Raw genomic sequence first — 24,740 nt, 5'->3', positions numbered from 1 at the left:
TTCTTTTCTATTTAAAGTTTTTTCACTCAATGACTTTTTTATCAGTCACTTTATAGCCCGTAGCTTCCTCAACATTAGTTGCCAATTGATCAACGGATACTTTTGATTGGTCAAACTTTACCGTTGCAATACCACTTTCGTAGGATGAAGAAGCTTCGAGAACACCTTCACTACTATTAAGCGCAGCATTCACGCTGTGCACGCATCCTGTGCAGGTCATGCCTTTGATACTTAGCTCTGCATTCAGAATGTCATTTTCTTTTACCACGATAATCTTATCTGCATTGCTATTGCCTGAGAAAAAGATGCCAGAATAGGATGGGAAAGCAAGCATCAATACAGCAAAGACTGTTACGATTCCCAGAAACTTCTTAGACTGCCAGAAGGAAGATTTTTCATCATCCTCACAGGCACAATCGATTTCTTTCCGGGTCCTGGGTCGTAATTTTTGATACCAGGCAAACCCTAATACAAAAATGGTGAGGCCTATTAAATAAGGTCTAAAAGGCTCCATCCACGAAAAGGAAGAAGCAATGCCTCCAATCCCTGCCAACGTGGCAAAAACAGGAGTGATACAACAAAGTGACGCTGTTATGGCCACCAACAAACCTGCCCCAACACTTTTGGAGGATGTATTTGTTTGATTTGAGTTGCTCATGATACTGGTTCTTTATAATTAGCAAATAAGCTATTTAAGACAGGCTTGATCACTTGTATATTCTCATCTACTAGAGAATAAAAGACTGTTTGGCCTACTTTCTTGTCCTTGACAAGCTTCCCGTCCTTTAGCTTACGCAAATGCTGCGAAACACCACCCACAGATATATCCAGGATATCACTTAGATCACATGGACACATTTCTCCTTCTTTGTGTAAGAGAAATAGAATTTTTAATCTTGCAGCATTTCCAGAAAGATTGAATATCTGAGTTGCTAACTCCAACTGCTCATCAAGTTGGTTTAGGGATTCCTTACATTCCTTAATTTGGACGGGATCTGCTAATACTCTAATACAGCTTTTGCTCATCTTTTAATATTTTAGTGATTACTAAAACGTAAAGATATAAAGAAAGGTTCAGTATTTCAGTAAATACTTAAATACTGTCAATAGTGTTACCATTATAACCTTGTTACTATGCAGTTACTAGAATTATTTAATTATACTTATCTACTAAATGATGTGTTTTCGTTTTAACTAATGCTTAAATTGTAACATGAAGTCAATAATTTATACAAGGGTTTCGACTAAAGACCAATCCACAGCCCGGCAGCTCAATGATATGAAAGAGGTTGAAAGGTTTGAAGTGGTGAAAGTTTTCTCAGAAAAAATTTCAGGCTTTTCTGTACCCATAGAAAAGCGACCAGGCTTACAAAAGTCACTAAAATACATATTCGATAACAATGTAAAGTGTGTTATGGTATCAGAAGTTTCCAGACTTGGCCGAAACACACACGAAGTGCTTAATTTGATAGAGCATCTAAAAACTTCCGGAGTAGCACTTTATATTCATAATATTGGAACAACCATTAATACTGACAATGAAATGGGTGAGGTCTTTACAAGATTGATAGTTACGATTATGGCTGACTTGGCAAGGCTTGAAAGTGAGCAAATGAGTTACAGAATCAAATCAGGGATTAGATCTAGAAAAGCGAAAGGATTAACAACTGGTAGACAGATTGGGTCCAAGGAGACTGTAGAAAGATTTTTATCCAAGCATCTCGATATCCAAAAGTATTTATCCAAAGGGTATTCGTCCAGAGAAATCCAGAGATTGTGTAGATGTTCTCCAAATACTGTTAAGAAAGTTAAAGATTTTACCAATTAGAAATGACTAAAACTACTAGTAGATATCGTTTTATAAGTAATGCAGAAATTAGAATATTTGATTCACCAAGTACTATAGATGTAGATCATAGGACATATTTTTTTGAAAATTCAAAAAAACAGTTTAAATCTGAGCTAAACAAATTAGGCTACGTTCTACAAAGGGGATACTTCTTATCACAAAATAAATTCTTTAATCCCAAAAAGTTTATCAAAAGTGATGTGAAATACTGTTGTGATTTACTGAAAATTGATATTACTAAGATTAATAAACATATTAATTGGTATACAGAGTCTGTATCCAGGCTTCATAAGAAGGAAATATTGGAGGAGTTTGGATATCATTCTTTTGAAATTTTTTATGCAGTAGTCTATGATCAATCATCACAATTAGTCAAAAAAGCTATTCGTCCAAAGATTATTTTTTTCACTCTAGTAGATTTTCTAATAGAAAATAAAATAGAAATTCCTTCCTATTCAAGACTCTCAACTTTGGTTATGAGTAGTTTTAATGAGTATGAAAAGAGTATAATTAATCAAGTTAATATATTATTGACTCAAGACCAGAAATTACTTCTAGATGAATTTCTTCAGATGGCAGCTGGAGAAGGAGAATTATCCCCACAAAATCCCTATTTAATTACTACTCTTAAAGCCCCAAATCAAAATACTTCAGCATCAAAAAATAAGGAGAGTGTATATCAATTTAAAATTATTTCAAGTTTATTCCATGAATTTGAAAGTGTTTTACAAGATTTGACTATTTCTGAAGCTCTAGTGAATTATTATGCTGGTTGGGTAATTATCGCAGAGCAACCACAATTCAATGCTATCAAAAATCCTGAGAAAAGATATTTATATGTTTTAGCATTCCTTACTTACCAATATCGTATAAGACAAGATTTATTTATTGATACTTTTTTAAAATCAGTTCAGACATTTTTAAACCAAACAGAAAACAAAGTAAAAGATGACTTCATAAATAAACGTGGGACGCCTGCAAAACATGTTAATGAAGCAAAAGGCAGAATAATAAATAATTTAGATAAACATGAATCTAAATTAGATAAGGTAAGAAAAATATTAAATTCTGATAAATTCTCTTCGGAGGAAAAAATAAGAGCATCATTAGAAATAATTAATTCAAATGCTAGTCTCAGAGATCAAATAATTAAGGAATTTGATAGTCTTGAGGAATCTATTTCAGATAAACTAAAAGATGAGATGTATTTTGAAAAGTTAGGTTCAGGGTCATTAAAGCTTTCAAGGAAATTGAAAGATATACTGTTATCTGTAAACTTTAATGAAAAAGCATCGGAGCCGATCATTTATAATCCAATATTTGATTATCAAAGAACTAATGGAAATATAATTTCCGATCCAAAAACAGACTTTATTTCTTCAAATCAATTGAAATTTATTAAAAGAGTTGGTCAATTTGATAAAAAATTATATAAGGTATTACTTTATATAGAATGTGCAAACAATATTAAATCAGGAGCCTTAAATCTAAAACATTCTAATAATTACCGATCAATCAATGATTATATGATTGATGAAAACGAATGGCAGCTCAATTAAGAATACTTTACTCGAAAGTTCAAATTTGAGCCACCTTTCAGATTGCGAAGGGGTTTTAAAGGCATTAAAAAATAAATTGAGGGCTCAATACAAGAATACAAATGAAAAAATCAATTCCAATGAAGACCTCAAATTTAATAATAAAGGAAAACCAATTATTAATACACCTAAGAATGAAACTGAGAATGATGGCCAGTTAGTTCGACTGATCTCTGAGAACAAAATAATTCCATTAATAGACATACTAAACGACATTTCTCAATCCACCAACTGTCTAAAATCCTTCGTTCACTTTAGTATGAAACGTGGTTCCAATGTTTCACCAAATAAAGAAATACTCATCGCAAGCATTGTAGCACTTGGTTGTAATATTGGAGTAAGAAAAATGGGAAAAATTACTAAGGGAGTGGGACCTGAAAAGCTTGAAAATACTGTAAGATGGTATTTTAGTCTAGAAAATATTCAAGAAGCGAATAGGCAGGTTATAGAGGTAATTGATAAATTATCTCTCCCCAAATATTTTAAGCAATTTGCAGATTCACACCATACATCAAGTGACGGTCAAAAATTTGGTGTTTCAGTACCATCAATTCATTCTAGTTACTCATATAAATATTTTGGTGCAGGAAAAGGTGTAAGTGCCTATGGATTTATTGATGAATTTAGCAGAACATTTTATGATACGGTTATAAGTTCATCTGAAAGAGAAGCAGCATACATTCTAGATGGACTATTACATAATGACGTGGTTGAAAGTACCATACATAGTACCGATACTCACGGTTATACGGAAGTGATATTTGGTTTATGTAATTGTTTGAAAATTAAATTTGCCCCAAGAATAAAAAGGCCAGGGGCTCAGCAAATTTATACTTTTAAGGAAGATCCGGTTAAGAAATATAAAGAATTAGGATATAAAATAATTCCTCCAGATCGTTCCAAATACATTGACGAACAATTAATAATAGACCAGTGGGATAATATTCTTAGATTATTAGTATCAATAAGAACTAAAGAAGTTACAGCATCGATTCTTCTAAAGAGATTAAGTTCATATGCTAAAAATCATCCATTAAATAGAGCATTAAAGGAACTTGGACGAATTCATAAATCTATTTTTTTATTAGAATATTATGATGATAGGGATTTAAGACAAAGAATTGAAAAACAACTTAATAAAGGGGAGCTCTGGCATAAATTTGCTAAAGATATATTTTTTGGTAATAACCAAGAATTTAAAGTAGGATCGAAGGAGGAGCAGAGACTAGCTGTTTCTTGCAGGAATTTAATACAAAACTCCGTTGTCTTATGGAACTACTTAACACTTACAAAGAGCCTTTCTATTGTGAATACTAAAACACAAAATGAAATTATACATTCACTTAATAGTACGAATCTCATAACTTGGCAACATGTCAATATTCATGGAGAATATGATTTTGATCTACTTGGAACTCAGACGGAAAAATTTGATTTAAACTCTTTGATTGATTTTCAGCTAAAGGAATTTTAATATGCTGTTGCGAATTTTGCAATACTTTTGTTGATAGCCTAATTAAAAGCCATTGTGGAGTTCCTTCTGATTCAAATTGATCATAGACCTGATGATTTTGATCTAAATAAATAGGGAAGGGGAGTTCCTTAGTAGTGAAAATGCTTTTAATGTCTTCTTCGGTAACTACTTTCTTATTAAAAATGCTGTGAATCCCAACTACTTGAAGATTAGGGTATTCCTGTTGATATTCATAAGCTAAAGGAATTGCTCTGCCAGTGCATCCTAAACATTGATTGTTATAAATGATGATCAATAGCGGCTTTCCTTTGTACTTTTCAAGTAAGTTGACCTCATAATCCTCAAAATCCTGCACTTTTATGGATGAGATAGGGGTTATTTCTTTTTCCATGCTTGATATTTATACACAAAGATAGAAAGTTCCAAGCTCTTTCTCCTTGATTTGATCGATATTAAGCCAATACGAATATGTGATTCCAATGTGTTCAATATGTTTGATAGATAACGGATAGGAAGCTGTTAATATCTGATAGCCGTAAAATACCATCCTGTAAAACATTATGTTAAGTTGAGGCACACACTAGTTACTAATAATAAAATGGAAGCCAGGGGTTTCATTTATAGGAGAGCATCTATCAGGAAATTAGGCTTCATGAAGATGCTTGCAATCTTGAGCAAGATAGTCTGATTTCCTAAAGCGCTATTTTCTCGTAGAATCACAAAGCTGTACAATGGCCAGACTGAAAAGAAAATAGAGTGCTTAGAATTATGGGGTCGTAGCATAACTAAAAGTTAAGCCAAATACAGTGCTTAAAATAAAGAACTCTTCACCACAGGATATACAATTGAAAATAACACTTCAGACTTTGGACAACTGAAGCAGTTTAGATGAGTAATAACAATTTCATCATGATAGGGAGCTGCTCAGATTACAGCCATATGAAAAGAAGATAATAAAGAATAGGTGGGTATTAAAAAGAGTAACTTAACATAATATAAATTATATAACAATAATCACAATAGTTTGATTTAAACTATCACAGAACTTCTGTTATTCGCCAGTTGAATTATGAATAGTTTTCTTTTAAAAAATGAATAGACTATCAGAGTTCTCGACTTAAATTCTTTATCCTTCTAGGATTTCATATAGAATCAGGATACTATACTGCATGTAATTTTTTAAATTGAACCACAATTAAAAAGTGTTATATGACTATGATTAAAAAATTGCTGTTACTTGGCAATGGGTTTGATTTGGCTCATGATATTCCAACTAGCTATACTGATTTTCTTCAATGGTGGCTAGATAAAAAAAAGAATGACTTAGGGATTAACAATGCTACCTTTAATGACGTGAATATTATCCGAATAACTCATCCAACACACTCTTATGCTTTACCTGCTGATGAATGGAACTATAAGTATGTGGAAGACCAATTGAATAGCAATGCTGTAAGATGGAAAAATGATTTTTTACTAAAAATATTCCGTCAAGTAAATAGGAATAAAAACAAAGGATACTGGGTTAATATTGAAGAATTATACTATCAAGAGCTTCTATCCCATTTCAGAAAATCACCCAAAGGAGATATAAAATTACTAAATGCCAATTTAAATCGTGTAAAGAAGTTATTAATAGAGTATTTAAAGAGTGATTTGGTAAGAGAGAAAATTAAATCTTCAAAAAAGAGATTTGATTTCTCAAAGTATGGAAAAGATGATCTTATAGTTTGTTTTAATTACACAAATACCATAGAAAAATATTACGATACGTGGCCTGATGAAAAGTCAAGACCTCAAGTTATACCTATTCACGGGTCATTATCGGATAAAAACTATCCAATTATTTTTGGTTATGGTGATGAGATTGACCCGGGTTATAAAGAGCTTCAAGATCAAAATGACAATGAACTATTAACACATTTCAAAACCTTCCAATATTTGCAAGGCTCTTACCATGCTCAACTAGAGTGGTTCTTAAAATCTAATTCTTATGATGTGGAAATTCTTGGTATGTCTTGTGGTCTATCTGATAGAGTACTATTAAACACGATACTTGATAGAAAGGAATGTATTGACATAAACATTAAGTGTTATCCTGATCGTGCAGACTTTATTGATAAATGCTATAATCTTTCAAGACATTTTAAAAATCCTTCGACTGTTAGAAGTAAGATAAGAGGGTTTTCTGATGAGTCAATTATAAAATAAAATTAATATCTATCATGCTTATTGAAACTGGAAATTACATTAAACCAAAATTTTGCGAGATCACCTACGAATATCAAAACAGATTAATTGCATTTTTGGATATTCTAGGAAGTACTGACCTAATCATGAACTTGAGAGGTCCAAATGCTATAATACATATTTATAAACAAGTCTACGAATGTTTCTCCGAAGGTCTTAAATCCATGAAATTTAATTATTATCATACTGAAAGGATGTTTAATGATTCTCTTGATAAAGAATCGTCAAAAATTGAGGATTTTCAAATAAGCTATTTCTCGGATTCTGTGATTGTTTCAGTGCCCTTGATAAAAGGAGGTGAAAAGGAGAATGAATTGATATTTTATGAATTCGGTTCTATTATAAATTTATCATTAATGTCTTTGTTTAACCAAGGCATTTCAATCCGAGGTGGCATATCAACTGGATTACTTTATCATAGAGACAATTATTGTATTGGACCAGCATTGGTAAATGCTTATAAATTAGAAACCTCAGATATCAGGCCAATTGTAAAAGTAGATAAATCTTTAGATCTAAAGTTTCCAGACCTAAGCCCCTACGAAACTGACAATAATTGTTATTACCTTTCTCCCCTGACGTTTATATACAATCAAGCAAGACTCTTTGAAATGAATATGGATGGTAAAAGCTTAGACATGATAAAAGAGTTTACAGTAGATACTGTTAAAAGAGAGCTAATATCTACAATAAAATCAATCTGTAGACTGATGAATAATAAATCCAAATCTGTTCGGATTAAAGGATTATGGCTATATAAACATCATGAAATTTTACAAAAAGTACTAGATGATTTCTGTGAATTACATAATTTAAATCTGGATAGGTTTAAGGAAGAAGTAGCAAAATTCAAAAACTAAGCATTGCTTACTTCAATTTGGCTCAGTACCCCCTCTCCTTTCCAATTCCTTATAAATCATAAAAACAATGCTTGCAAAGTTATCTGCTTCTCTATGAATTTTTATAGCTAGTTTTTCATCCTTTACTCCATATTCAGAACACAGTAGTTTTACTTCAGCATACTTTGGCCTGTCTAATTCAATAAAATCGAAAATACGCCTGTGCAACTCTGGTATTCCTATAACATTGTCTTTTTTCCAACTATCAAGGTTATCTCTGAAATATTCAGGTCCTGCTAAAACTATTCCAGTGGTACCATCAGTCATATCTCTTAGCTCATGGATGTATTCCAGTTGTTTTGGTTTGAATTTACCCGCCTCGTCTATTATTATCAAATTGGGTTTTGTACTTAAGTTTAGATTTCCTGCAATCTTATTCATTATAAAATGAATTGGAAGCTCTCTCATGGTATTCTTCAATCCCATAGACTCAAGAAGTCTTATATAAAAATCCTTTGCAGTCATACTTTTTCGAACTCGTAAGTAATAAACATTTCTATTGTTTTGACTGTAGTATTGCAGTGCAGCAGTTTTACCGGCCCCTGGGTAGCCAATAATGCCAATCATTAGTTTTTTAGTTTGTGCATTAGCACACGAGTTAATGATTGATGAAAAATTGTTTAAATCGTAGATTCTCATAATATTATTTTTTTTAGTTACTGTATTCGTTTAAATGACCCTTTTACTTTATATGGATGATCTTTTTCCAATTTACCTGAAAGTCGCTTTTTCACAGTAGGCTTCTTTTTCAAAAATTTGGCTTCAAATAATTCAACTTGACTTCTGAGCAGGACATTATCTTCAGCTTCTTTTATGACAGAATCAATATGTTTCTGAGGACTTAAGGCTAGGATTGGGCTCGAATGAAGAAGTAATTGAGCCCTTTCCTGACTTTCGTTAAATTCATGTAGATTTGCGGTAATTCGTTGGGTTAATCTTTCATTTTTATCCTGAATGATTTTTAAATCTAATTCAGTAGGTAACGGATTTATGCGATCTGCAAGTCCATGTTCCCCATAATATTTTTTCGTTTTGATATCAAAAAGGTGAATGGATTCATTGGATTTTGGGTCATATCTAACCAGTATATTTGTGTCATTGATCTTGTCTTCAAGTATTGAATTTTTTATTTGATATTTATAACCGTTTACGTTGATTTTACTCTGTTGGACTTTTCTGTTACATTCTGAATAAAAAAGTTTAGAATACTCGATTTTTGTCAGCTCCTGCAGTTCACTATAATCAGCTTCTAAAAAGGTGATGTTTGGACATTTACCTCTATTATTTTCCTCCTGATTATAATAACCTATCAGCTCTTTTATGGACTCTTTTAAGTTGAATTCGCTTCTGATCATTGACATTTGAAATTGACGTTGCTCTACCTCCTTTCCTACCCTAGCATTCTTAGATGTAGATTTAATGCCTTTTCCATGGTAACCTATTAATTTCGACAGATATTTTGATTGAAACGTATCAAACCACCTTTCCACATGACCTTTATCTTTTGCGTTTCCTATTTTCGCTTTTCTAAAATGTATTCCCAGCTCAAAAGCTGCATTTGAGAATTTTTTAAATTCTTTTGAAAAGTATGCCTTATGATTGTCATGGAGAATGGATCTTGGTATGAATCCTAACTCTTTAAATGCGATTTCAAGGGTTTCAAGTATTAGTCCTGAGTTTTCACTATATCCTAAGCTAAATCCTATAATCTTTCGAGTATACATTTCCAGCACAGCGCATAAAGTCATTCGTACGCGATTCCCATCTTTATTTAAATTATGAATATTTAGTTCTGTACAATCAATTACTAAGACATCCCCAAATTTTGCTTCATATCGTTCCAAATATGAAAAGATATTATTGTTCGCATAGTCTCCTCCATATCTAATTGGATCATATTTGTTCTTAATCTCTGGATCATTTAGAAACCTATATACAGAAGTCTCTGATATATGGTGTAATCCCCTGTCTGTTCTTTCAGAGTTGACATCTTTCGTAATTTGAGAAATCGAGTTAGTTCCTTTTTTGCAGTAATGAAAAACGATTCTACTTTTTACAAGACCGTCTAATCTATACGGTTCTCGTCCATCAATTCTAAAAGCATGTATTAAGCATGATGCAATTGAGTTATCTGATGCTATTTTAACCTTATTTCTAAAGCTATTGGCATTTTTTGTCTGGAAGACCATCTCTTCCAATGATTGGTAAACAGGGAAAATCTCACTCAGCTTAAATCTAGGCCGCAATGATAGTATTTCAACAAAAACGGAGTGGGTTTTTGCAAAACTGATATTGATGTCTCTTGGTAAACAGTAATCCACGTACTCTGGTAAATATCTTTTCCACCTCAGCGGTTCGTCAATTGCGTGTTTAAGAATAAAAACAATGTATTCTTGATTTTTGATTCTCTTAGTTTTTGTATCCTTTTGAACATCGACATGAATTTGCTCATCATTCTTTGGTAGTTTATGTTTAATCAAAAGGTTAAGGGGAATGTTTTCCAAAAGAATATAAAGAGACTTATAGACCACAATAGCATTTGGCAGAAGGAACATTCGCAACCTGTTGCTTTTCGATTGATCTGCTCTGATTAAACCTATTTTAATTAAATGGGCTTCTAACACGTATGCTTTTTTATTAATAATCTTAAAATTTTCCATTTGTCACGATCTTGAGTTATAAATACTAAAAGAAGGTAAAAATGTGGGTAATAAAAGGCAATCTGTTGCTACTGTTTGTTTAGACTTACAAAAGGTTGTAAATATGTCTTAAATTGTAAGTCATGGCAGACAATGATTCTTTACAAAAAAGACTTGGGCTACGGATCCGTCAATTAAGGGAAAGTAAAGGTTGGACAGGTCGGAAACTATCAAGGGTTGCTGAAGTCAATGCATCTACATTATTGGAATATGAAAATGGAGAGCATGAGCATATTTCCATTTTTAATGTGCAAAAATTGGCGAATGCGTTAAATACCTCAGTGCATGTGCTGCTGAATGAAGACAAGAATTATATAGAAAAAGTTAGAAAGGAATATGAACTTTTATCTTTTCAGAGTAAGGCTTTACCGACTAAATACCTCTCAATACTTAATCAAAGCATGCGAGCATTCTTACACTTAAAAAACATTAGCGATTTAAACCAGGAGTATAATAATAGTGTGAATTCCGCGGAATTTGAATTATCAGTTTTTGATGATTGAGTTACCTAAAACCTTTAAAAGTGCTTTTATTGTATGAGAATAAGAGTAATTTCTTCCATTCTCAATATTTCCAATTTGCCTTTGGCTTACTCCTGATAATTTCGCTAGATCAATTTGCCTTAGTCCTTTATTTTTTCTTAATCTTCTAATTTCTTCGCCAGAGATACTCCAATCCTGGAAAGAATTAGTACTCATGTTTTCATTGAACTGTTCAAAAAGTGTCAACGATTGCTTAGGAACGAACAAATACGTAGGGCCTTCATTATAGGAAACCTCATGTGTTCTAAAATTATCCTTTAAAATTTGGATAAATGGAACTCGAGAATCTACATTCTCTGAAAGCATTATGGAGTCAAATAGTATAGATTCGGATGATAAAACAGCCTTTAATAAGGAGATAATATAGGCTCTGTATGTTTCATAGTTTCTAAAATACTCAAAACTGTTACAGTCAAATTGATCGCAGTACAGAAAGTTAGTATTTATTGATTTTCCGCTTTTAAAATTAAGGTCAAAGTTTCTTTTCCTTAGATAGATGGAAATAGGGTATTGTGCCATTAACCTTACTTCCTGATCTTGCTCTATTTTATTCACTTCTCTTACAATATTGGGTAGCCAAGAGTAGCCTATATTGCCGTGAGAGATTCCTTTATTGTATATTTCAAAATCATCAATGGTAGACTTTAACTTCAATGCAACACTATGGTCAATCTCTAAACTGCTCATTAATTGAAATTCTGAAAAGAAATACCCCGTATCAAGAAAGGAGGCTTGAAATGATTGTAGTAGAAGTGGCTCAGGATGATCTTTGGCTAACCAACAAGTTTCATAATGCTTATACAATTCAGAGTAATCCTTGAAAAGGAGACTTTTAGCTAAAATATCCAATGCGTCAAGTCTGGATTTCCCCGAAAAGTTTTCAATCTTTTTACAAGCAATATCATTTATATAAGCAAAGTCATAAGAGGTGGTAGTTTGCATATCAATCAATTCTTATATAAGCCTCTTTAATCTGATTTTTCCTGATCCCCAAATATTTACGAGTATATTGAGTTGAGGCATGGTTCAAAATCTCAGAAACAAATATTAACGCTTGCTCATCAGCCCCTTGGTTCTTGAATATCCTGAAAGAGAATGTCTTTCTCAGCGTATGTGAGGAAGGGTTATCTGTTTGTATCCTGAACTTCTCCAGTAGTCCCTTCAAAGTCTTATTAAAGGCTCTGGTTGAAATGGTCTTGCCCGGATGACTAGGGCTTTGCAGAATAAAGTCATGGATATTAAGTGGGTCTACTATTTGATAATTAGCATTCACCAACCGGATCAGTTTTTCATTGAAAAATATCTTCCTGCTTTTCTCCGTTTTGAATTCATATAGATCCTTTGAGGTTTTTCCCACAAAATCAAACCAAGTAAAATGCAATAACTCCTTTGCTCGTGGCCCAAGGTATCCCCCAATAGCAAAGGCTGTTTGATACCTGGCCAAGGTTACTTTTCTATTCCCGGAAGCCTCGTGAATCATCACGCTCATTTCATGAAGGAGTTTTTGAAATTCTTCTTCCCATTTCAAAGGTGAACATGCGGTTTGCTGAGCGGACATATAAATTGAATTATCCCAATAAAGTTAGGTGACTCCCCTACCCTTTCAAATTAAAAGTTAGTAAAAATAATTGGTTTCACTTTTGTTTCGTACAAGAAAAAAGTAGAACTTTTTTAAAAAACGCCCTCCAGAAAGTTTGGATTATTGGAATAATATAGACAATAAACAGAATTAGGGTATAAAAACAAAAAGGTTCCACTTCTATTTAAAGTGGAACCAAAAGCAAAGAGAGGTTAATATATCTGACCCTAGCTTCAAAGTGAATTATTTGAAGAATACCGATCAGTGAATTGAACCAATTCAGGATCGAAGTATTTCAGCTGGCCATCTTCCAATTCTATCAATGCATAGGTTATGGTTGTATAATTCCTTTGGTATACTGCATACCTATGAAAATAGCCTTTTGATACTTCATCCCCATCTAAGACAATCACAGGCCTTAGATTCTTCTTGTTCATTGAAGCACTCATTTATTGATGACAATTTAAGAAAAAATACCGATACCGCCCTACTGGTCTGTGTCAGGAATTTTATTTCTGCTCTACTTTCGATTTGTGGAATTATATAAGGAAGTAGGTAAACTAATAGCAAAATACAGGAAAGATAAAGGTATCAGTCAGGAGAAGTTGGCTGCATTGAGTGACCTTCATGAGGATTATATTGGAAAGATTGAACGGGGAGAGAGAAAAGTTACTTTACATAAACTCAATGATATTATTAAGTCTTTAGGAATTACTTTTAAAGAATTCTTTAATAATTTTGACTAAGAAATAAAATTGGTTTGACTTTGTGGGTGGAAAATTTAATTTTTTTTCAGTTTGAATATATTATAAATATTTACAGAGATATAATTATGAATTATTGAATTCAATACAATTTTCGATCCTACAAATAGGGATTTTGTGTTACTAATATGCTATTTGTTAATTCAAGGATTCTAGGTATTAAGTTACTCTTGTCATTTGAAATTGAATAGCAAAGGTAGCAGGTACAACTATTTAATGATGAAAAAATATCACTCAGTTTATCCAATTTTAGCAATAATTTTATTGTATGTGAAGAATTCCCTAATTTAAAAATATATTGATATTTCATATAGATAATGTATATGACTCAGTAGGGACAATAATTTCATCGAAATAGAACCAGAATTTTAGTGTGGCCATATTGCCAGGGCATTTATTCACAAAGTCAATTATTTGTAAATGAAACCTCATTGGCTCATTTGATGGAAATATCATAGGGTTGTCAAAGTAGATAGTATTGATTTGCTTTTCAAAGTCCAATGTATACTCAATCGTTCCCACGGAATTCAAAAATTGGTTTTGTGGGATACCTTTTAATCGACTCCAAACCTTTTCAATATGAATCTCAATTCGATTTAATAATTGCATATTACTGGTGCTATTCTTAAAATGAAAATCAAAAACAGGGTCTGTTGTAAGTAGTTTATCCTTCTTTAAAGGATATTGATAAAACCTGTTTGGTTCGATACTCCGAAGGTAGCCAATTACAGAGGGTTGAATCAATCCGTGCTTTGGAAAGTTTGAATTTACCAATTCCAATTGGGAATAGTTCAGGATAATACTGACGACCCAAGTGATCATATTTCAAACATAATTCAATAATCTTGGTATGGCCCCAATGCACCAATTCGAGACCTCCTTTGTAGCCGACTCCATTCTGATCAACCCAATACTTATTCTCAAATTTATTTTTTAGAGATTCGAACCATGCCAATTGTTCCTTTGAGAAGTCTTCAGGTGTGATAAAAACGTACTCTTGAATAAATTGATTTTCCTTTAAAGCAGATTCAAGTGATTTTACCAACTCAACCTTTTGGTGTGATGAGACGCTGGAAGGGTAAAATTTGTATTGAAAAACCGTAGTGAAATCAGGCAGTCCCTTATCTCCAGGAACATAGCCATCTACTTTCTTGTAGTCTCCAGAGGCATCTGATTCAGAGATGAAGTTTAATCCCCTAGATTCATAGTCTGCTTTAAGTAACATTTTGATAAATCTAGCAAATTCGTGACCTCCTTCAGCTCCTCGATGGATTCTTTGATATAGGGATGATACATTCGGTATAGGCATTTCGGGCTATTTTTTGTATTAATAATCTAAATCTCTTTGTTTTTTATCTCTATCCATATACTCTGCCCAACCTTCATAGCTTTTTGAAACATCTTTTAGTAGTCGGGAGACCTTAGGGTATTCGAAACTTAATTTTTCAGAAAGACTAAAATATTTACTTGCTCGTGCTCTATCTGGGTTAGCGCCATTAGCAGGTCTTATTGAAGCTCGAACCCTTGAACCATAGATTATTCCAGTAATAAATCCATCATTCATTTCCTTATGATCAATCTCTTCGATCAATTCGCAAATCTCCGGTGCTGGCCAATTTTTTTGAGTCTCTCTACTCTTTCCAAATACCTTACCTATTTCATAGTAACCTTTGGACTCCCTGTCTCTTTTGGCACATTCTTCAATAGATTCTTTAATCCACGATTTTAATTTATCCATCTCAATACCTCCCGCTGAATTTGTTCCAGGAATACTTACCCAAGACTCCAATAGCTCATGAGCGTTTTTTGCCCTGTTTTGCACAAAATCAGGGTTTAGATCCCTAATTTCTTCCTCTGGGGGATTGGTCTCGGGAATGTATGACCATGAAATAAGTTCTGAGAAAAATGAAGGGCTCTCTTTCAAGGCTTTGTAAAGGTATTTTATGGGTCGGCCTCTTCTTGAATTGTTTAATATTGATATGTAGTACCATTCAAGAAGTTGCATTGTTTTCTCATCCACACCTTCCTCATCAAGTCGTTTGAACAATTCGATGATAGTGTATGAGCCGAATTGCAAATTGACATTTTCTTCAAAGGTATGAGTTGCAAGCCCTTTTAAGGTTTCTATTATTAACTCTATGGGGGTTACCTTTCGTTCTGACCTAATTAGATTCAAGCTCGTGGAAAATCTTTCAAACTGATTTAGAATTTTGATACACTGATTCAATTCATCGGGAGTAACATTCAAACCCCAGTCATTTTTGTAAGCTATCTTCCAAAAATCTTGATATGCTTTTTTAGAGGTATGTTCAAGTAATTTCCAAATTTGAGCACTTGGAGAAAGGGATAAAAAGAAATGAACCAAGAGCCTTTTGCTTGATTTCTCTTGATTTATGGATTTCGCAATGTTTTCAATCCAAGCAAAATCCTTTTGCTCAGAAGATCTATAAAAGTATCCCGCTGCCATGCGGTACTGGTTATCAGAGCTATCTTTTTCAAGGAAAGCGAGCAAATTATTTTGATAACCTTGAGTTATTGAGGCTAGGTTTCGACCCACTAACCAGGGTCTTTCAGCAATGTTTGATAGCTCAACAATACCATCAATTCCCATTGAGAGATTAATTTTAGAGAGTGCTTCTTGTCTTAGTTCGTTTGTTTTTTCTATTAATTCATTTGAGCTAAGGCTAGAAGTCCTGCTACTTTCTATTGTATCAACATTGAAATACCAATAATATCTGTCAACATCGTTTGAGAGCAAGCTGGAATGATAAGCTTTCAGTCTTTCAAGATCATCAGAATTGATTGCCCAATCTTGTGCTGAATAGGTTTCGTGACTCCAGATAAATTGCCTTAGCTTTTCTCTAAATATTAATGCTTCTGAACTTCCATCAAACGGAATAATGGTGATCGTATCAATCAGCTTGGTTCTATCTTCATTATAAAAGTCATCCATAAGGTCAATGATCTCAATCCATCTATCAATACGGTTGTCAGCAACTTCTATTAATTTTTCACAAACAAACGAAATACCCTTTGCCCATTCTTTTCGGGTTACTTTTTTACCCATAATCTCTCTATTCCTCCAGAGTAATTTATGGGTATAATGCCCTGTATCATGAGATTTAGGTGCAATTTCCAGTAGTAATTTGAAGGCTACATCTCCCTTTTGTTTAATCAAGGTTTCAATGACCTTGCCCCTATTATTCTGTGAAACATAGGTTTGGGGTAACCACAAAAGGAAGATATGTCTGAGAGAATTAAGCGGTCTATTTGCAGTTTTCCCTCCTTTGTCTAACTCAACCAGCCGAGCAAGAACTAAAACAACATTGGAAAAATAATGGGAATCCCAGGCTAGTGATTCCAAAGCCCATAAAATATGAGTGTGATAGGTTGGAGAAAATAAATCATAGTCCTCGTCATTAAACATTGAGGACATAGCTATTGGGTTATTTATAGCTATTTCTTCAAGGGAAGTCAAAAAAGAGTCTGGCGAAGCTTCTGCCAATAAATGAATTTTACTTTCTACGGATTGCCAAAAAGACAAGTCTTGATTCGAAAGCAATCTTTTCACAATGCTATCAACCCAGCCCATTATATCCAATTCGACATTAATTCCGGCTCTCTCCCCAAAGACGCTAATCAAAATTAAAGTCTGGCAAATTCCCTCTTTACATTTATTTGAGTAATTGGTTTCTTTATTGAATAAAGCAGATGCCATTCTCATATTTGGTTCCAACTCAAGAGCTGGGTCTATTTCGCAAAGTGCTTCCATTAGAGCTTCTTCAAACAACCTTAGTTGACTCGTTGTAATAAACCTTGCAAGAGCAAAAAACAAATCATATGGTGATACTACACGCCAATAATTTGAGACTAAATAGACTGGGTTATCAGAGATTAGGGACCATTCTCTAATTTCGCTTTCATATTCCTCAAATGACTTTTGAGCAAGTTTAGTAATAAGCTGCCTGTCACCTTTTTTCCTTGTATCTATTTTTTGCAATAGGAAAATAGGAATCAACTGTCTCAAGTTCTTGTTTTCCGTCCAGGAAATCCTACCTGGTATATCTGTAAGTATTCTTCTTAATGCTGAAAAACTTCGGCCACATTGCTTAGATAGCGAATAAGCATTTTCCCACTCCAAACCTAAACCTTCGAGAGACTTTGCGAATGAGTCTCCAGTTGGGATTTGTAATGAAACACCACTTGTATTTATTTTAAAATCTAAAGTATTCAAAATATGGTTTAATTCAGGAGTTGGGTTTTCTATTTTTTCGTTTCCTTGTGAGTTATAAATTATAATCCGGTTCTCATGATTTGAAGTGATCTCCCTTAATTCTTCCTTTCCTTTGATGATAATTGCTCTATTAAAAAATACCTCCTTAAATACTTTTCCTTTGTCGATGGCCGAAGCTATGATGAAGGCTATGGCTTCTGAATCAGAAGATGCCTGAACTTCAAGATTACCAGGGTCACCATTTAGAAAATGTTGGATTTGGGATTTCTGTTTATTTCTACCAGCAATGATAAGCTCAGAGGAAAATGTAAATTCCTTAGCATCTGTAAAGATATTCCAGAAATCTGTTGCCGATTCAATATTTTTTGGAGGGACCAAACGGAGTCTTCTTGCTAGCCAAAGGCCTATTGCTGGGTGCAATTCGATCCACATTTCCAGATCATCCGCATCATAGATTTTGATATCTTTCCACTCATTTTTGCCCTGAAAAGTTTTGATCTTTGTTTCCTTATTCTGTTTTGGTTTTACCCATCTTTTTGGGGTGACAAAAACAAATGTTGAGTTACACCTTACACTCTGATCTGTCTGAATTGTTCTCTTTTTATATTCCTCATTGCACTTTCCTAGAAAGTCTTCATCACGTCCCCATTCCCAGAAAGATATCCCTTGAGAAACATATTCACATTTTTCATCTGAGTTACATTGACCATCCCAACCGGGTTTATAAATGCTATCACCTATTGGTACATGAATGTCTGGGAAACTTGTACAACTTGCAATAATTAGTTTCCGGATTAACTCAGGTAGAATCATTTCAAATTCTTTTCCTGAGATTTTTTGCAATTCTGTAGATGAGATCCAACGCATATGTTTTTAATCTTCGATTAATTTACAAGAATATATAAAAGAGTATTTAATTTTAACATTTGACTTTATTATAAAAAAATGAATTTATAAGTTTAAAAGACTTACGAAATAAAATAATAAAGTACAATTCTGTGTTCAATTGCACTATTCTAAACTTTTGCTGTCCTCTTTGAAACCACCGAAAAAGTCAATGCTTGCTGGGTTATTGACTGCCGAATATGCACCAGTATTCTCATTATAGCCAATAGGATTTTGATCAAGAAGGAATCTTATACTATCCCTTACTTCTGGATGAATTAGGGATTCTAAATAGTTTACAAAGGCTCGAGAGACTTCATAAGCGTTTTTGACTTTCTTAAATTCAGGTTTATGAAACATTTTTTTGATAGATTCAATCGCAGGACGGTCAGCATCTGTTGGATGTAATGGATAATTATCATCATATAGTATTTCGCCAAGCTTATTATGTCTTGAATCTTCATCAAAATGGACATATTTGTTCCGCATAGTCATTAACTCCTTAGCATCCCTATATTCATTACTTTTTAAATCAAAATCTTTTACGAAGATTGTCGTATAAAACCTGAGATTCTTGATTTTGTATGAAAAATCTTGACGTAAGAATTTCTTTAATACTTCTGGATAGTGTCTTAATTCATTACTTCTCCCAACCCTAATTATCAAGTTCAGATACGACTCTATTTCGAAAGCCGCATTTAGAACTAAAGACTTTGCAAGAGCATGATACTTAACGCTCTTTTCTGTAAATTCTGGTATTGCCTTTGAATAATTTTCCAATTCCTTTCCTTTAGAAATATGAAGAGTTGGAGCTACAGGTGGTGTTAAATCAATCATTGAAATTTCTTTCCAAAGGGTATTGACACATTCTTTGTAACTTTTATAATGATTTATATATATAGTATGATGATCGAATTTCTCAATGGTCTCAATAATCTCTTTGGAGTATTTTTTTATATTCTTCTCTAGAAAATCGATCAAATCAAAATCTTCATCAAAATCAAATATGGCCTCAATCATGTGTGGAGTTCGCCAGATTTGAAAATACCCTTTATCACATTCGACAACAAAGTCCCACCATATCATATTATCCAATGGTAATCCGACTCTTACCTTATCATAAAAGCCATTAGGCCTTTGGGAAACTTTACACTTTAATAGTGCATAGAGTTTGACCACATCTATTTCAACAGGTGATATTCTTTTAATTGATGCCTTATCTTTTTTTGTTATAGATTGAAGAAACTTTACTTGCGGATTTCTCCATGTTTCTATATTTAAATAGTCTTTTTTCTTCCCTTTCTTATCTTTAGCCGCTTCTTTATTTACAAATTTCTCCTCTCTACTATATTGAATATTTTGCAAACTCATGCGGATTCCCATTAGATCGAGACCGATATCTTTTGGAGGTTTGATTTTTGGATTGTAAAAATACATTGACATTATAAAATGATCATCAATTTGACACATCCAGATATATGAGTGTATATCATCCTGTTCATTATATATTTCGTGGTAGCTTAAATTTGGTAGACTGAAATCATGAGGAATTATCTTTTTATTCTCAATAATTTTAGAAATACGATCATTTATTGGTCTACAACTTATTTGGAATACACATTCTTTTGATACTTCAAATTGATGCAATCTTTTATCTTGATTATTCTTATTATATTTCCATGTGGAATCAATTGCGATTACAAATTTTCCATTCGGATCATTAAAAATTTCCTTTTCTTTATTCATGATATTCAGAATTTCATTAAATCTAAATTTAGATAAAATTTACTATTTGCTTTGTGTATATTAAATTTTCATTTAACTACATGATATATGATTAAATCTGAATATTGGGGGAAAATTTATATTTTATGTTTTATAGACCAGATAAAAGACAATAATCAATTTGATGGCCTTACTGAACTATTAATTGACAATGATTTTATTACCGAAGAATTTCTACCTCTAACAGATCAATTGGATGTGAAGTTTATTGAAGATAAAGTTCAATTAAAACAAGAAATTTTAAGGCTAGATAATGTGCATCCTAAAACCATACACTTCATTTCTCACGGAAGTGTAAATAATCCTGGAGTATTGTGTAAGACAAACTTAGAATATTTAGATGTTCATCGGATCCTAAGAGAATTTAAAAACAAACAAAATATTATCCTCAATTTTATGAATGTATGCATGCAGAATGATATTGAATTAAGTGATTTTAAACATTTGTTTACAACAAACCTAAATTCATCTATGGCAGTTGCAATTCAACCAACATCCATATCTCTCTATAAATTATATACATTGTCAAAAGTTGAAAGCGAATCTTTTCACCAAGACATAAATTCAAAAAACTATAATATGAAGTATTAAAAAAATAAAACGACAATTTAATTCTAAAAAATAGTTCTAGATCTACTAAATCCTTGATGTTCTTGATAGTCAATATATCCTAATTGATTGGTCATCAATTGAGTCTCCCCTATTTGAAAATCTCTTCTATTAGCATGATGATGGCCGTAAATCCAATAATCAGGTTTAAAGTCGGTAATAAAATCTTTGAGTTCAATTGCAAATGCTTCATTCAATATGCTACCAAAGTATTTTGATGGGTAATTAATTTTGGTAGGAACATGATGTGAGACTACTATAGACTTTTTATCTTCATTGCAGTTCTCTAATTCCCTTTGAATGAATGAAAGGCAATCTAGATGAAGTTCATTGTACTTCTTTGGTCTAAGGCTTAAACCATCATCTTTAATTACTCTAAAATCATTCATGCCACGTTTTACTTCATTTGCATACTTATCCCCGATTGAAGTCCAAAGCGTACTAAATATGATTGTAAAATCTTCGAATTGAATTGATTTATTGTTCAGCAAAATAACATTATCTCGAATTTTCTCCTGAAATGAACCGCTTCGATCATTTATATCGGATCTGTAATATTCGTGATTACCAGGAATCCAATAGGTTTTCTCAAAATTATTAGAGACATAATCAAAAAAGTTATTTGCAGTATGCAGCATGTTGAATGGAATAATGTCACCTGCCAAAATCAAAATATCTCCCTTAGCTTCCAAAGGGTATTTTTCAATATAAGCATTGTTCATTATGAACTCTAAGTGAAGATCTGATGCAAATTGGATTTTCATGGACTGAACATACTAAATATTAAGTATCTCACATAACAATTGATAAGAATCTAATTGATCTTCCCAAAAAATATAGATTGCCCGCTTTTAAAAAATGAATATAAATCATTTAGAAAATGAATTATGAGCATGTTATTTTCATAATTTAATTGAAAAAATTGTAACTTTTCATATTCTCATTGAGGCTTCAATTTATTCAATGTTGTGAACTGATCCCATGAGAGGTATTTTGTCAATTTTCATTTTCACTTTTTAATTTAAGAATAACACTTCTTTTTGAAACACTTATTAATCTATTATTTTTCGACTGCGCTATAATAAGACAATCTAAACATGAGACGTAAAATTCCAGAATCAACACTTCCTAAACTTAACCGTTCGCAAATGATTACTGCTGAAGGATTTCAAAAGTTGCGCGAAGAGCATGATCATTTGTGGAAAGTTGAACGCCCAGATGTTACGGCCAAGGTTTCATGGGCCGCCAGTTTAGGCGACCGATCAGAAAATGCTGATTATCATTATAATAAAAAACGCTTACGTGAAATTGATAGTCGCATTCGTTACCTACGCAAATGCATAGATAACTTTAAAGTTATACATTATCATCCTCATCAGGAAGGTAAAGTAATGTTTGGCGCCTGGGTGGAAGTTGAGAATATGGATAGAGGACTAAAAAAACGACTACGTATTGTGGGATACGAAGAGCTTATTGGCAATAAAGATTATATTTCGATGGACTCACCTTTGGCACAAGCGCTTTTAAACAAAATTGCAGGTGATAAAGTCATTGTAAAAACTCCTGCTGGTGAATTCAACTGGCGAATACTTAAGATTGAGTATGAAAAAGGTGGTGGATCTGATTTCTAAATTCACTTCTCTCCCACTATTTTGGCTAAAACCTTTCCACCATGCAAAGCATGGCGGCAACGAGGGAATCAATTTATGTGTAAGGAAAAAGTAATTTATTCTTTTGCTCTGAATTACCTAAATCGATATCCCATCTTACTTCCATAAATGAAAGCATGTCAAGCCCTCTTTGCTCAATTTCTTCATATCCCCAATTGTCATATGAGACTAATGCCTGTTCCATTTTACATCCTTTAATAAAAAGGTGCTTTTGATCTTCAAAACACATTTCTTCATCTTCATCGTATTTGTTTGTAGAAAGTACGAAATTACCTAAACTGTTACTTAAATGTTTTTTATCCATTTTACTATAGGTATTTAATATTGATTTCCAACAATTAAGGTGTGGATTTTGAGGCATTACATAATGGATATTTTTAAATTTATTCCAATCCATATCATTTTCGGAATTATTATTTAAATAAAGTTCATATTCATATAAAAAGTACCTAAGATATTTCCAATCATGGTATCCATTTGTAGTATCTCTAACAAATAGATCCTTTAAAAAACTATAAAAGTTACTTTCATCAAAATAACCGTGAACATCTCTGTCTCCATAAATCCAAAGACTTATATCATCAATTATTTCATCTATAGTTAATTCATCAGAATAAAGCTGGCTAGCCATAGCATTGAAATGGTATGTTCCAGTATTTGACCTCCTAATTGAAACATTGAAAATAAGAAAAACATATGCTTCAGTTAAGATTAATAAATCTAAGACCTTTTCATTTTGAATCCCCTTAACAAAAGCAGCCAGAATTAGCGGAGCAAAAGCTTTAAAACCTAATCGATTTTGTTTTTTTAGCCATATGATAAGATCATTTGATTGCAGAATTTCACAAGCATGTCTGTGACTAGGATTATACATGCAAAACCACATTCTAGCACCTTTTCCAATACTGTTTATGTAATTATCAACATCCTCATACTTTAATTCGCCTTTAAGAGCCCTCTGAGTTGTAAAAACCCTGTCAAATATATCGATTGCGTAGAACTCTGGCTCTCTTCGCTCATATCGCATGTACATTATCCAGTGACTTTGCAAAAATGAATCATCATCTAATTTTTTGTCTTTATTAAGTCCTAGGTATTTATAAATGACCTTCCATTTATCATTAATTCTTTCCCTAAGTTCTTTCTTGTTTTCGTCTTCGACATCTTTTAAAAGAGTTGAAAGATAAATAAGTCTATTTTTCAATTTTTCAAGGTTTGATAGTGGTTTACCTCTGTTATTCATTGTTTCAAATACAATGAAAATATCAAGATCTTCTTGAAGGATTTTAAAATCGAATTTTAGACTCTTTGTTACTTTATTATATAGATTTTCCAGCTTTTTTAAATTCCAACCAGTGATTTTTTTTACAAAAAAATGTTTAGCATTTAATAATTTATTAGTATAAGCTGTTTCTTCTAAATCAATTTGTTGATTGTTATCAACTTGTTCGAAAATCTCCTGTTTAAGAAATTCATAGCTTGGATTATCTTTATGATATCCAAATACATATGATCTTTGATCACCCTTTGGATTTTCAGTATAAATATATTTTGATCTGATTTGATCTTTACTTTCAAAGCTTAATTCTTGATCTTCTTCTATTTGATCTAAGATTGTCCAAATAAGGATTATTATAGTAGTTATTCTTTGTTGCCCATCAACTATAAAATATGGTTTATCATTCTTTCCTTCAATAATCCATTTATCTTCTTTCCATTCTGAATATTCTTTCTTTTGAACTTCTTCAACACTTATCATTCCAGTATAATGAATTCTATTTCGCTGAAGGTTCATTAAATCCTGCCAAAAGTCATTCAAATGTGTATTATCCCAAGAATACCCTCTTTGGTAGTCAGGGATGCGAAATATTTTATCATTAAATATGCTTTTAATATTATCCAT

Annotated in this window: 23 protein-coding genes; 9 read left to right on the top strand and 14 right to left on the bottom strand. The window is 32.6% G+C overall.

What is annotated here, in order from left to right:
• Positions 1–22 precede the first annotated feature (22 nt).
• Both merTP and ABWH96_RS11850 read right to left on the bottom strand, forming a co-directional pair.
• Entirely contained in the window at positions 23–658 is a 636-nt protein-coding gene (merTP, locus tag ABWH96_RS11855; protein WP_375577744.1) for a mercuric transport protein MerTP, read from the bottom strand.
• The gene (locus ABWH96_RS11850) at positions 655–1,026 is read right to left on the bottom strand and encodes an ArsR/SmtB family transcription factor (RefSeq protein WP_375577743.1); all 372 of its coding nucleotides are present in this window, start codon (positions 1,024–1,026) and stop codon (positions 655–657) included. Before ABWH96_RS11850 ends, merTP begins: the two co-directional genes overlap by 4 nt.
• Positions 1,027–1,213: 187 nt before the next feature.
• Here ABWH96_RS11850 and ABWH96_RS11845 point away from each other — a divergent pair, with 187 nt between their 5' ends.
• Genes ABWH96_RS11845 through ABWH96_RS11835 form a run of 3 tightly spaced genes read left to right on the top strand, consistent with a single transcriptional unit; the run spans position 1,214 to position 4,921 of the window.
• The gene (locus ABWH96_RS11845; RefSeq protein WP_375577742.1) at positions 1,214–1,828 is read left to right on the top strand and encodes a recombinase family protein; all 615 of its coding nucleotides are present in this window, start codon (positions 1,214–1,216) and stop codon (positions 1,826–1,828) included.
• A 2-nt stretch (positions 1,829–1,830) separates the two neighbouring features.
• Complete coding sequence (locus tag ABWH96_RS11840; protein WP_375577741.1) at positions 1,831–3,408, top strand: DUF4158 domain-containing protein; 1,578 nt, start codon at positions 1,831–1,833, stop codon at positions 3,406–3,408.
• The gene (locus ABWH96_RS11835) at positions 3,383–4,921 is read left to right on the top strand and encodes a Tn3 family transposase (protein WP_375577740.1); all 1,539 of its coding nucleotides are present in this window, start codon (positions 3,383–3,385) and stop codon (positions 4,919–4,921) included. The genes ABWH96_RS11840 and ABWH96_RS11835 overlap by 26 nt, the downstream gene beginning before the upstream one ends.
• On the opposite strand, the gene ABWH96_RS11830 is transcribed toward ABWH96_RS11835, so the two are convergent.
• Positions 4,824–5,312 (bottom strand): TlpA family protein disulfide reductase, encoded by a 489-nt coding sequence (locus ABWH96_RS11830; protein WP_375577739.1) that lies wholly within the window; start codon positions 5,310–5,312, stop codon positions 4,824–4,826. The two genes, ABWH96_RS11835 and ABWH96_RS11830, sit on opposite strands and share 98 nt — an antisense overlap.
• Positions 5,313–6,136: 824 nt before the next feature.
• On the opposite strand from ABWH96_RS11830, the gene ABWH96_RS11825 reads away from it, so the two are divergent.
• Both ABWH96_RS11825 and ABWH96_RS11820 read left to right on the top strand, forming a co-directional pair.
• On the top strand, positions 6,137–7,132 hold the full coding sequence (locus ABWH96_RS11825) for an AbiH family protein (RefSeq protein ID WP_375577738.1): 996 nt from the start codon (positions 6,137–6,139) through the stop codon (positions 7,130–7,132).
• A 14-nt stretch (positions 7,133–7,146) separates the two neighbouring features.
• On the top strand, positions 7,147–8,031 hold the full coding sequence (locus ABWH96_RS11820) for a hypothetical protein (protein WP_375577737.1): 885 nt from the start codon (positions 7,147–7,149) through the stop codon (positions 8,029–8,031).
• Positions 8,032–8,043: 12 nt separating this feature from the next.
• On the opposite strand, the gene ABWH96_RS11815 is transcribed toward ABWH96_RS11820, so the two are convergent.
• Together ABWH96_RS11815 and ABWH96_RS11810 are read right to left on the bottom strand one after the other, a co-directional pair.
• Entirely contained in the window at positions 8,044–8,709 is a 666-nt protein-coding gene (locus ABWH96_RS11815; RefSeq protein ID WP_375577736.1) for an AAA family ATPase, read from the bottom strand.
• Positions 8,710–8,726: 17 nt separating this feature from the next.
• On the bottom strand, positions 8,727–10,730 hold the full coding sequence (locus ABWH96_RS11810; protein WP_375577735.1) for a hypothetical protein: 2,004 nt from the start codon (positions 10,728–10,730) through the stop codon (positions 8,727–8,729).
• Positions 10,731–10,852: 122 nt separating this feature from the next.
• Here ABWH96_RS11810 and ABWH96_RS11805 point away from each other — a divergent pair, with 122 nt between their 5' ends.
• On the top strand, positions 10,853–11,272 hold the full coding sequence (locus tag ABWH96_RS11805) for a helix-turn-helix domain-containing protein (protein ID WP_375577734.1): 420 nt from the start codon (positions 10,853–10,855) through the stop codon (positions 11,270–11,272).
• Here the strand turns inward: ABWH96_RS11805 and ABWH96_RS11800 are convergent.
• The 3 genes from ABWH96_RS11800 to ABWH96_RS11790 form a co-directional block, all read right to left on the bottom strand.
• The gene (locus tag ABWH96_RS11800) at positions 11,255–12,253 is read right to left on the bottom strand and encodes a helix-turn-helix domain-containing protein (protein ID WP_375577733.1); all 999 of its coding nucleotides are present in this window, start codon (positions 12,251–12,253) and stop codon (positions 11,255–11,257) included. The two genes, ABWH96_RS11805 and ABWH96_RS11800, sit on opposite strands and share 18 nt — an antisense overlap.
• Position 12,254: 1 nt before the next feature.
• Positions 12,255–12,869: a tyrosine-type recombinase/integrase gene (locus ABWH96_RS11795; protein WP_375577732.1), complete on the bottom strand. Its 615-nt coding sequence runs from the start codon at positions 12,867–12,869 to the stop codon at positions 12,255–12,257.
• Positions 12,870–13,123: 254 nt separating this feature from the next.
• Entirely contained in the window at positions 13,124–13,327 is a 204-nt protein-coding gene (locus ABWH96_RS11790; protein WP_375577731.1) for a hypothetical protein, read from the bottom strand.
• A 96-nt stretch (positions 13,328–13,423) separates the two neighbouring features.
• Here ABWH96_RS11790 and ABWH96_RS11785 point away from each other — a divergent pair, with 96 nt between their 5' ends.
• Entirely contained in the window at positions 13,424–13,636 is a 213-nt protein-coding gene (locus tag ABWH96_RS11785) for a helix-turn-helix domain-containing protein (protein WP_375577730.1), read from the top strand.
• A 324-nt stretch (positions 13,637–13,960) separates the two neighbouring features.
• On the opposite strand, the gene ABWH96_RS11780 is transcribed toward ABWH96_RS11785, so the two are convergent.
• The 4 genes from ABWH96_RS11780 to ABWH96_RS11765 form a co-directional block, all read right to left on the bottom strand.
• Positions 13,961–14,263, bottom strand: a complete 303-nt coding sequence (locus ABWH96_RS11780) for a hypothetical protein (protein ID WP_375577729.1) — start codon at positions 14,261–14,263, stop codon at positions 13,961–13,963.
• A 55-nt stretch (positions 14,264–14,318) separates the two neighbouring features.
• Positions 14,319–14,963, bottom strand: coding sequence for a hypothetical protein (locus tag ABWH96_RS11775; protein ID WP_375577728.1), 645 nt, complete (start codon positions 14,961–14,963; stop codon positions 14,319–14,321).
• 18 nt (positions 14,964–14,981) lie between these two features.
• A complete protein-coding gene (locus ABWH96_RS11770; RefSeq protein WP_375577727.1) occupies positions 14,982–18,755 on the bottom strand; it encodes a hypothetical protein in 3,774 nt (1,257 codons plus the stop codon).
• 144 nt (positions 18,756–18,899) lie between these two features.
• Positions 18,900–20,519 (bottom strand): hypothetical protein, encoded by a 1,620-nt coding sequence (locus ABWH96_RS11765; protein ID WP_375577726.1) that lies wholly within the window; start codon positions 20,517–20,519, stop codon positions 18,900–18,902.
• An 87-nt stretch (positions 20,520–20,606) separates the two neighbouring features.
• Between ABWH96_RS11765 and ABWH96_RS11760 the strand changes: the two genes are divergently transcribed.
• The gene (locus ABWH96_RS11760) at positions 20,607–21,149 is read left to right on the top strand and encodes a hypothetical protein (protein WP_375577725.1); all 543 of its coding nucleotides are present in this window, start codon (positions 20,607–20,609) and stop codon (positions 21,147–21,149) included.
• 23 nt (positions 21,150–21,172) lie between these two features.
• Here ABWH96_RS11760 and ABWH96_RS11755 read toward each other — a convergent pair whose 3' ends face one another.
• Positions 21,173–21,931, bottom strand: coding sequence for a metallophosphoesterase (locus tag ABWH96_RS11755; RefSeq protein ID WP_375577724.1), 759 nt, complete (start codon positions 21,929–21,931; stop codon positions 21,173–21,175).
• Positions 21,932–22,264: 333 nt separating this feature from the next.
• Here ABWH96_RS11755 and greB point away from each other — a divergent pair, with 333 nt between their 5' ends.
• A complete protein-coding gene (greB, locus tag ABWH96_RS11750; RefSeq protein ID WP_375577723.1) occupies positions 22,265–22,798 on the top strand; it encodes a transcription elongation factor GreB in 534 nt (177 codons plus the stop codon).
• A gap of 73 nt (positions 22,799–22,871) precedes the next feature.
• Here greB and ABWH96_RS11745 read toward each other — a convergent pair whose 3' ends face one another.
• Positions 22,872–24,740: a DUF262 domain-containing protein gene (locus tag ABWH96_RS11745; RefSeq protein ID WP_375577722.1), complete on the bottom strand. Its 1,869-nt coding sequence runs from the start codon at positions 24,738–24,740 to the stop codon at positions 22,872–22,874.

Origin of the sequence: Marivirga tractuosa, assembly GCF_042140215.1 — a bacterium.
GTDB classification, from domain to species: Bacteria; Bacteroidota; Bacteroidia; order Cytophagales; family Cyclobacteriaceae; genus Marivirga; species Marivirga tractuosa_A.
The sequence above is the reverse complement of the archived record's forward strand: the minus strand, read 5'-3'. Positions and strand labels throughout refer to the sequence as shown.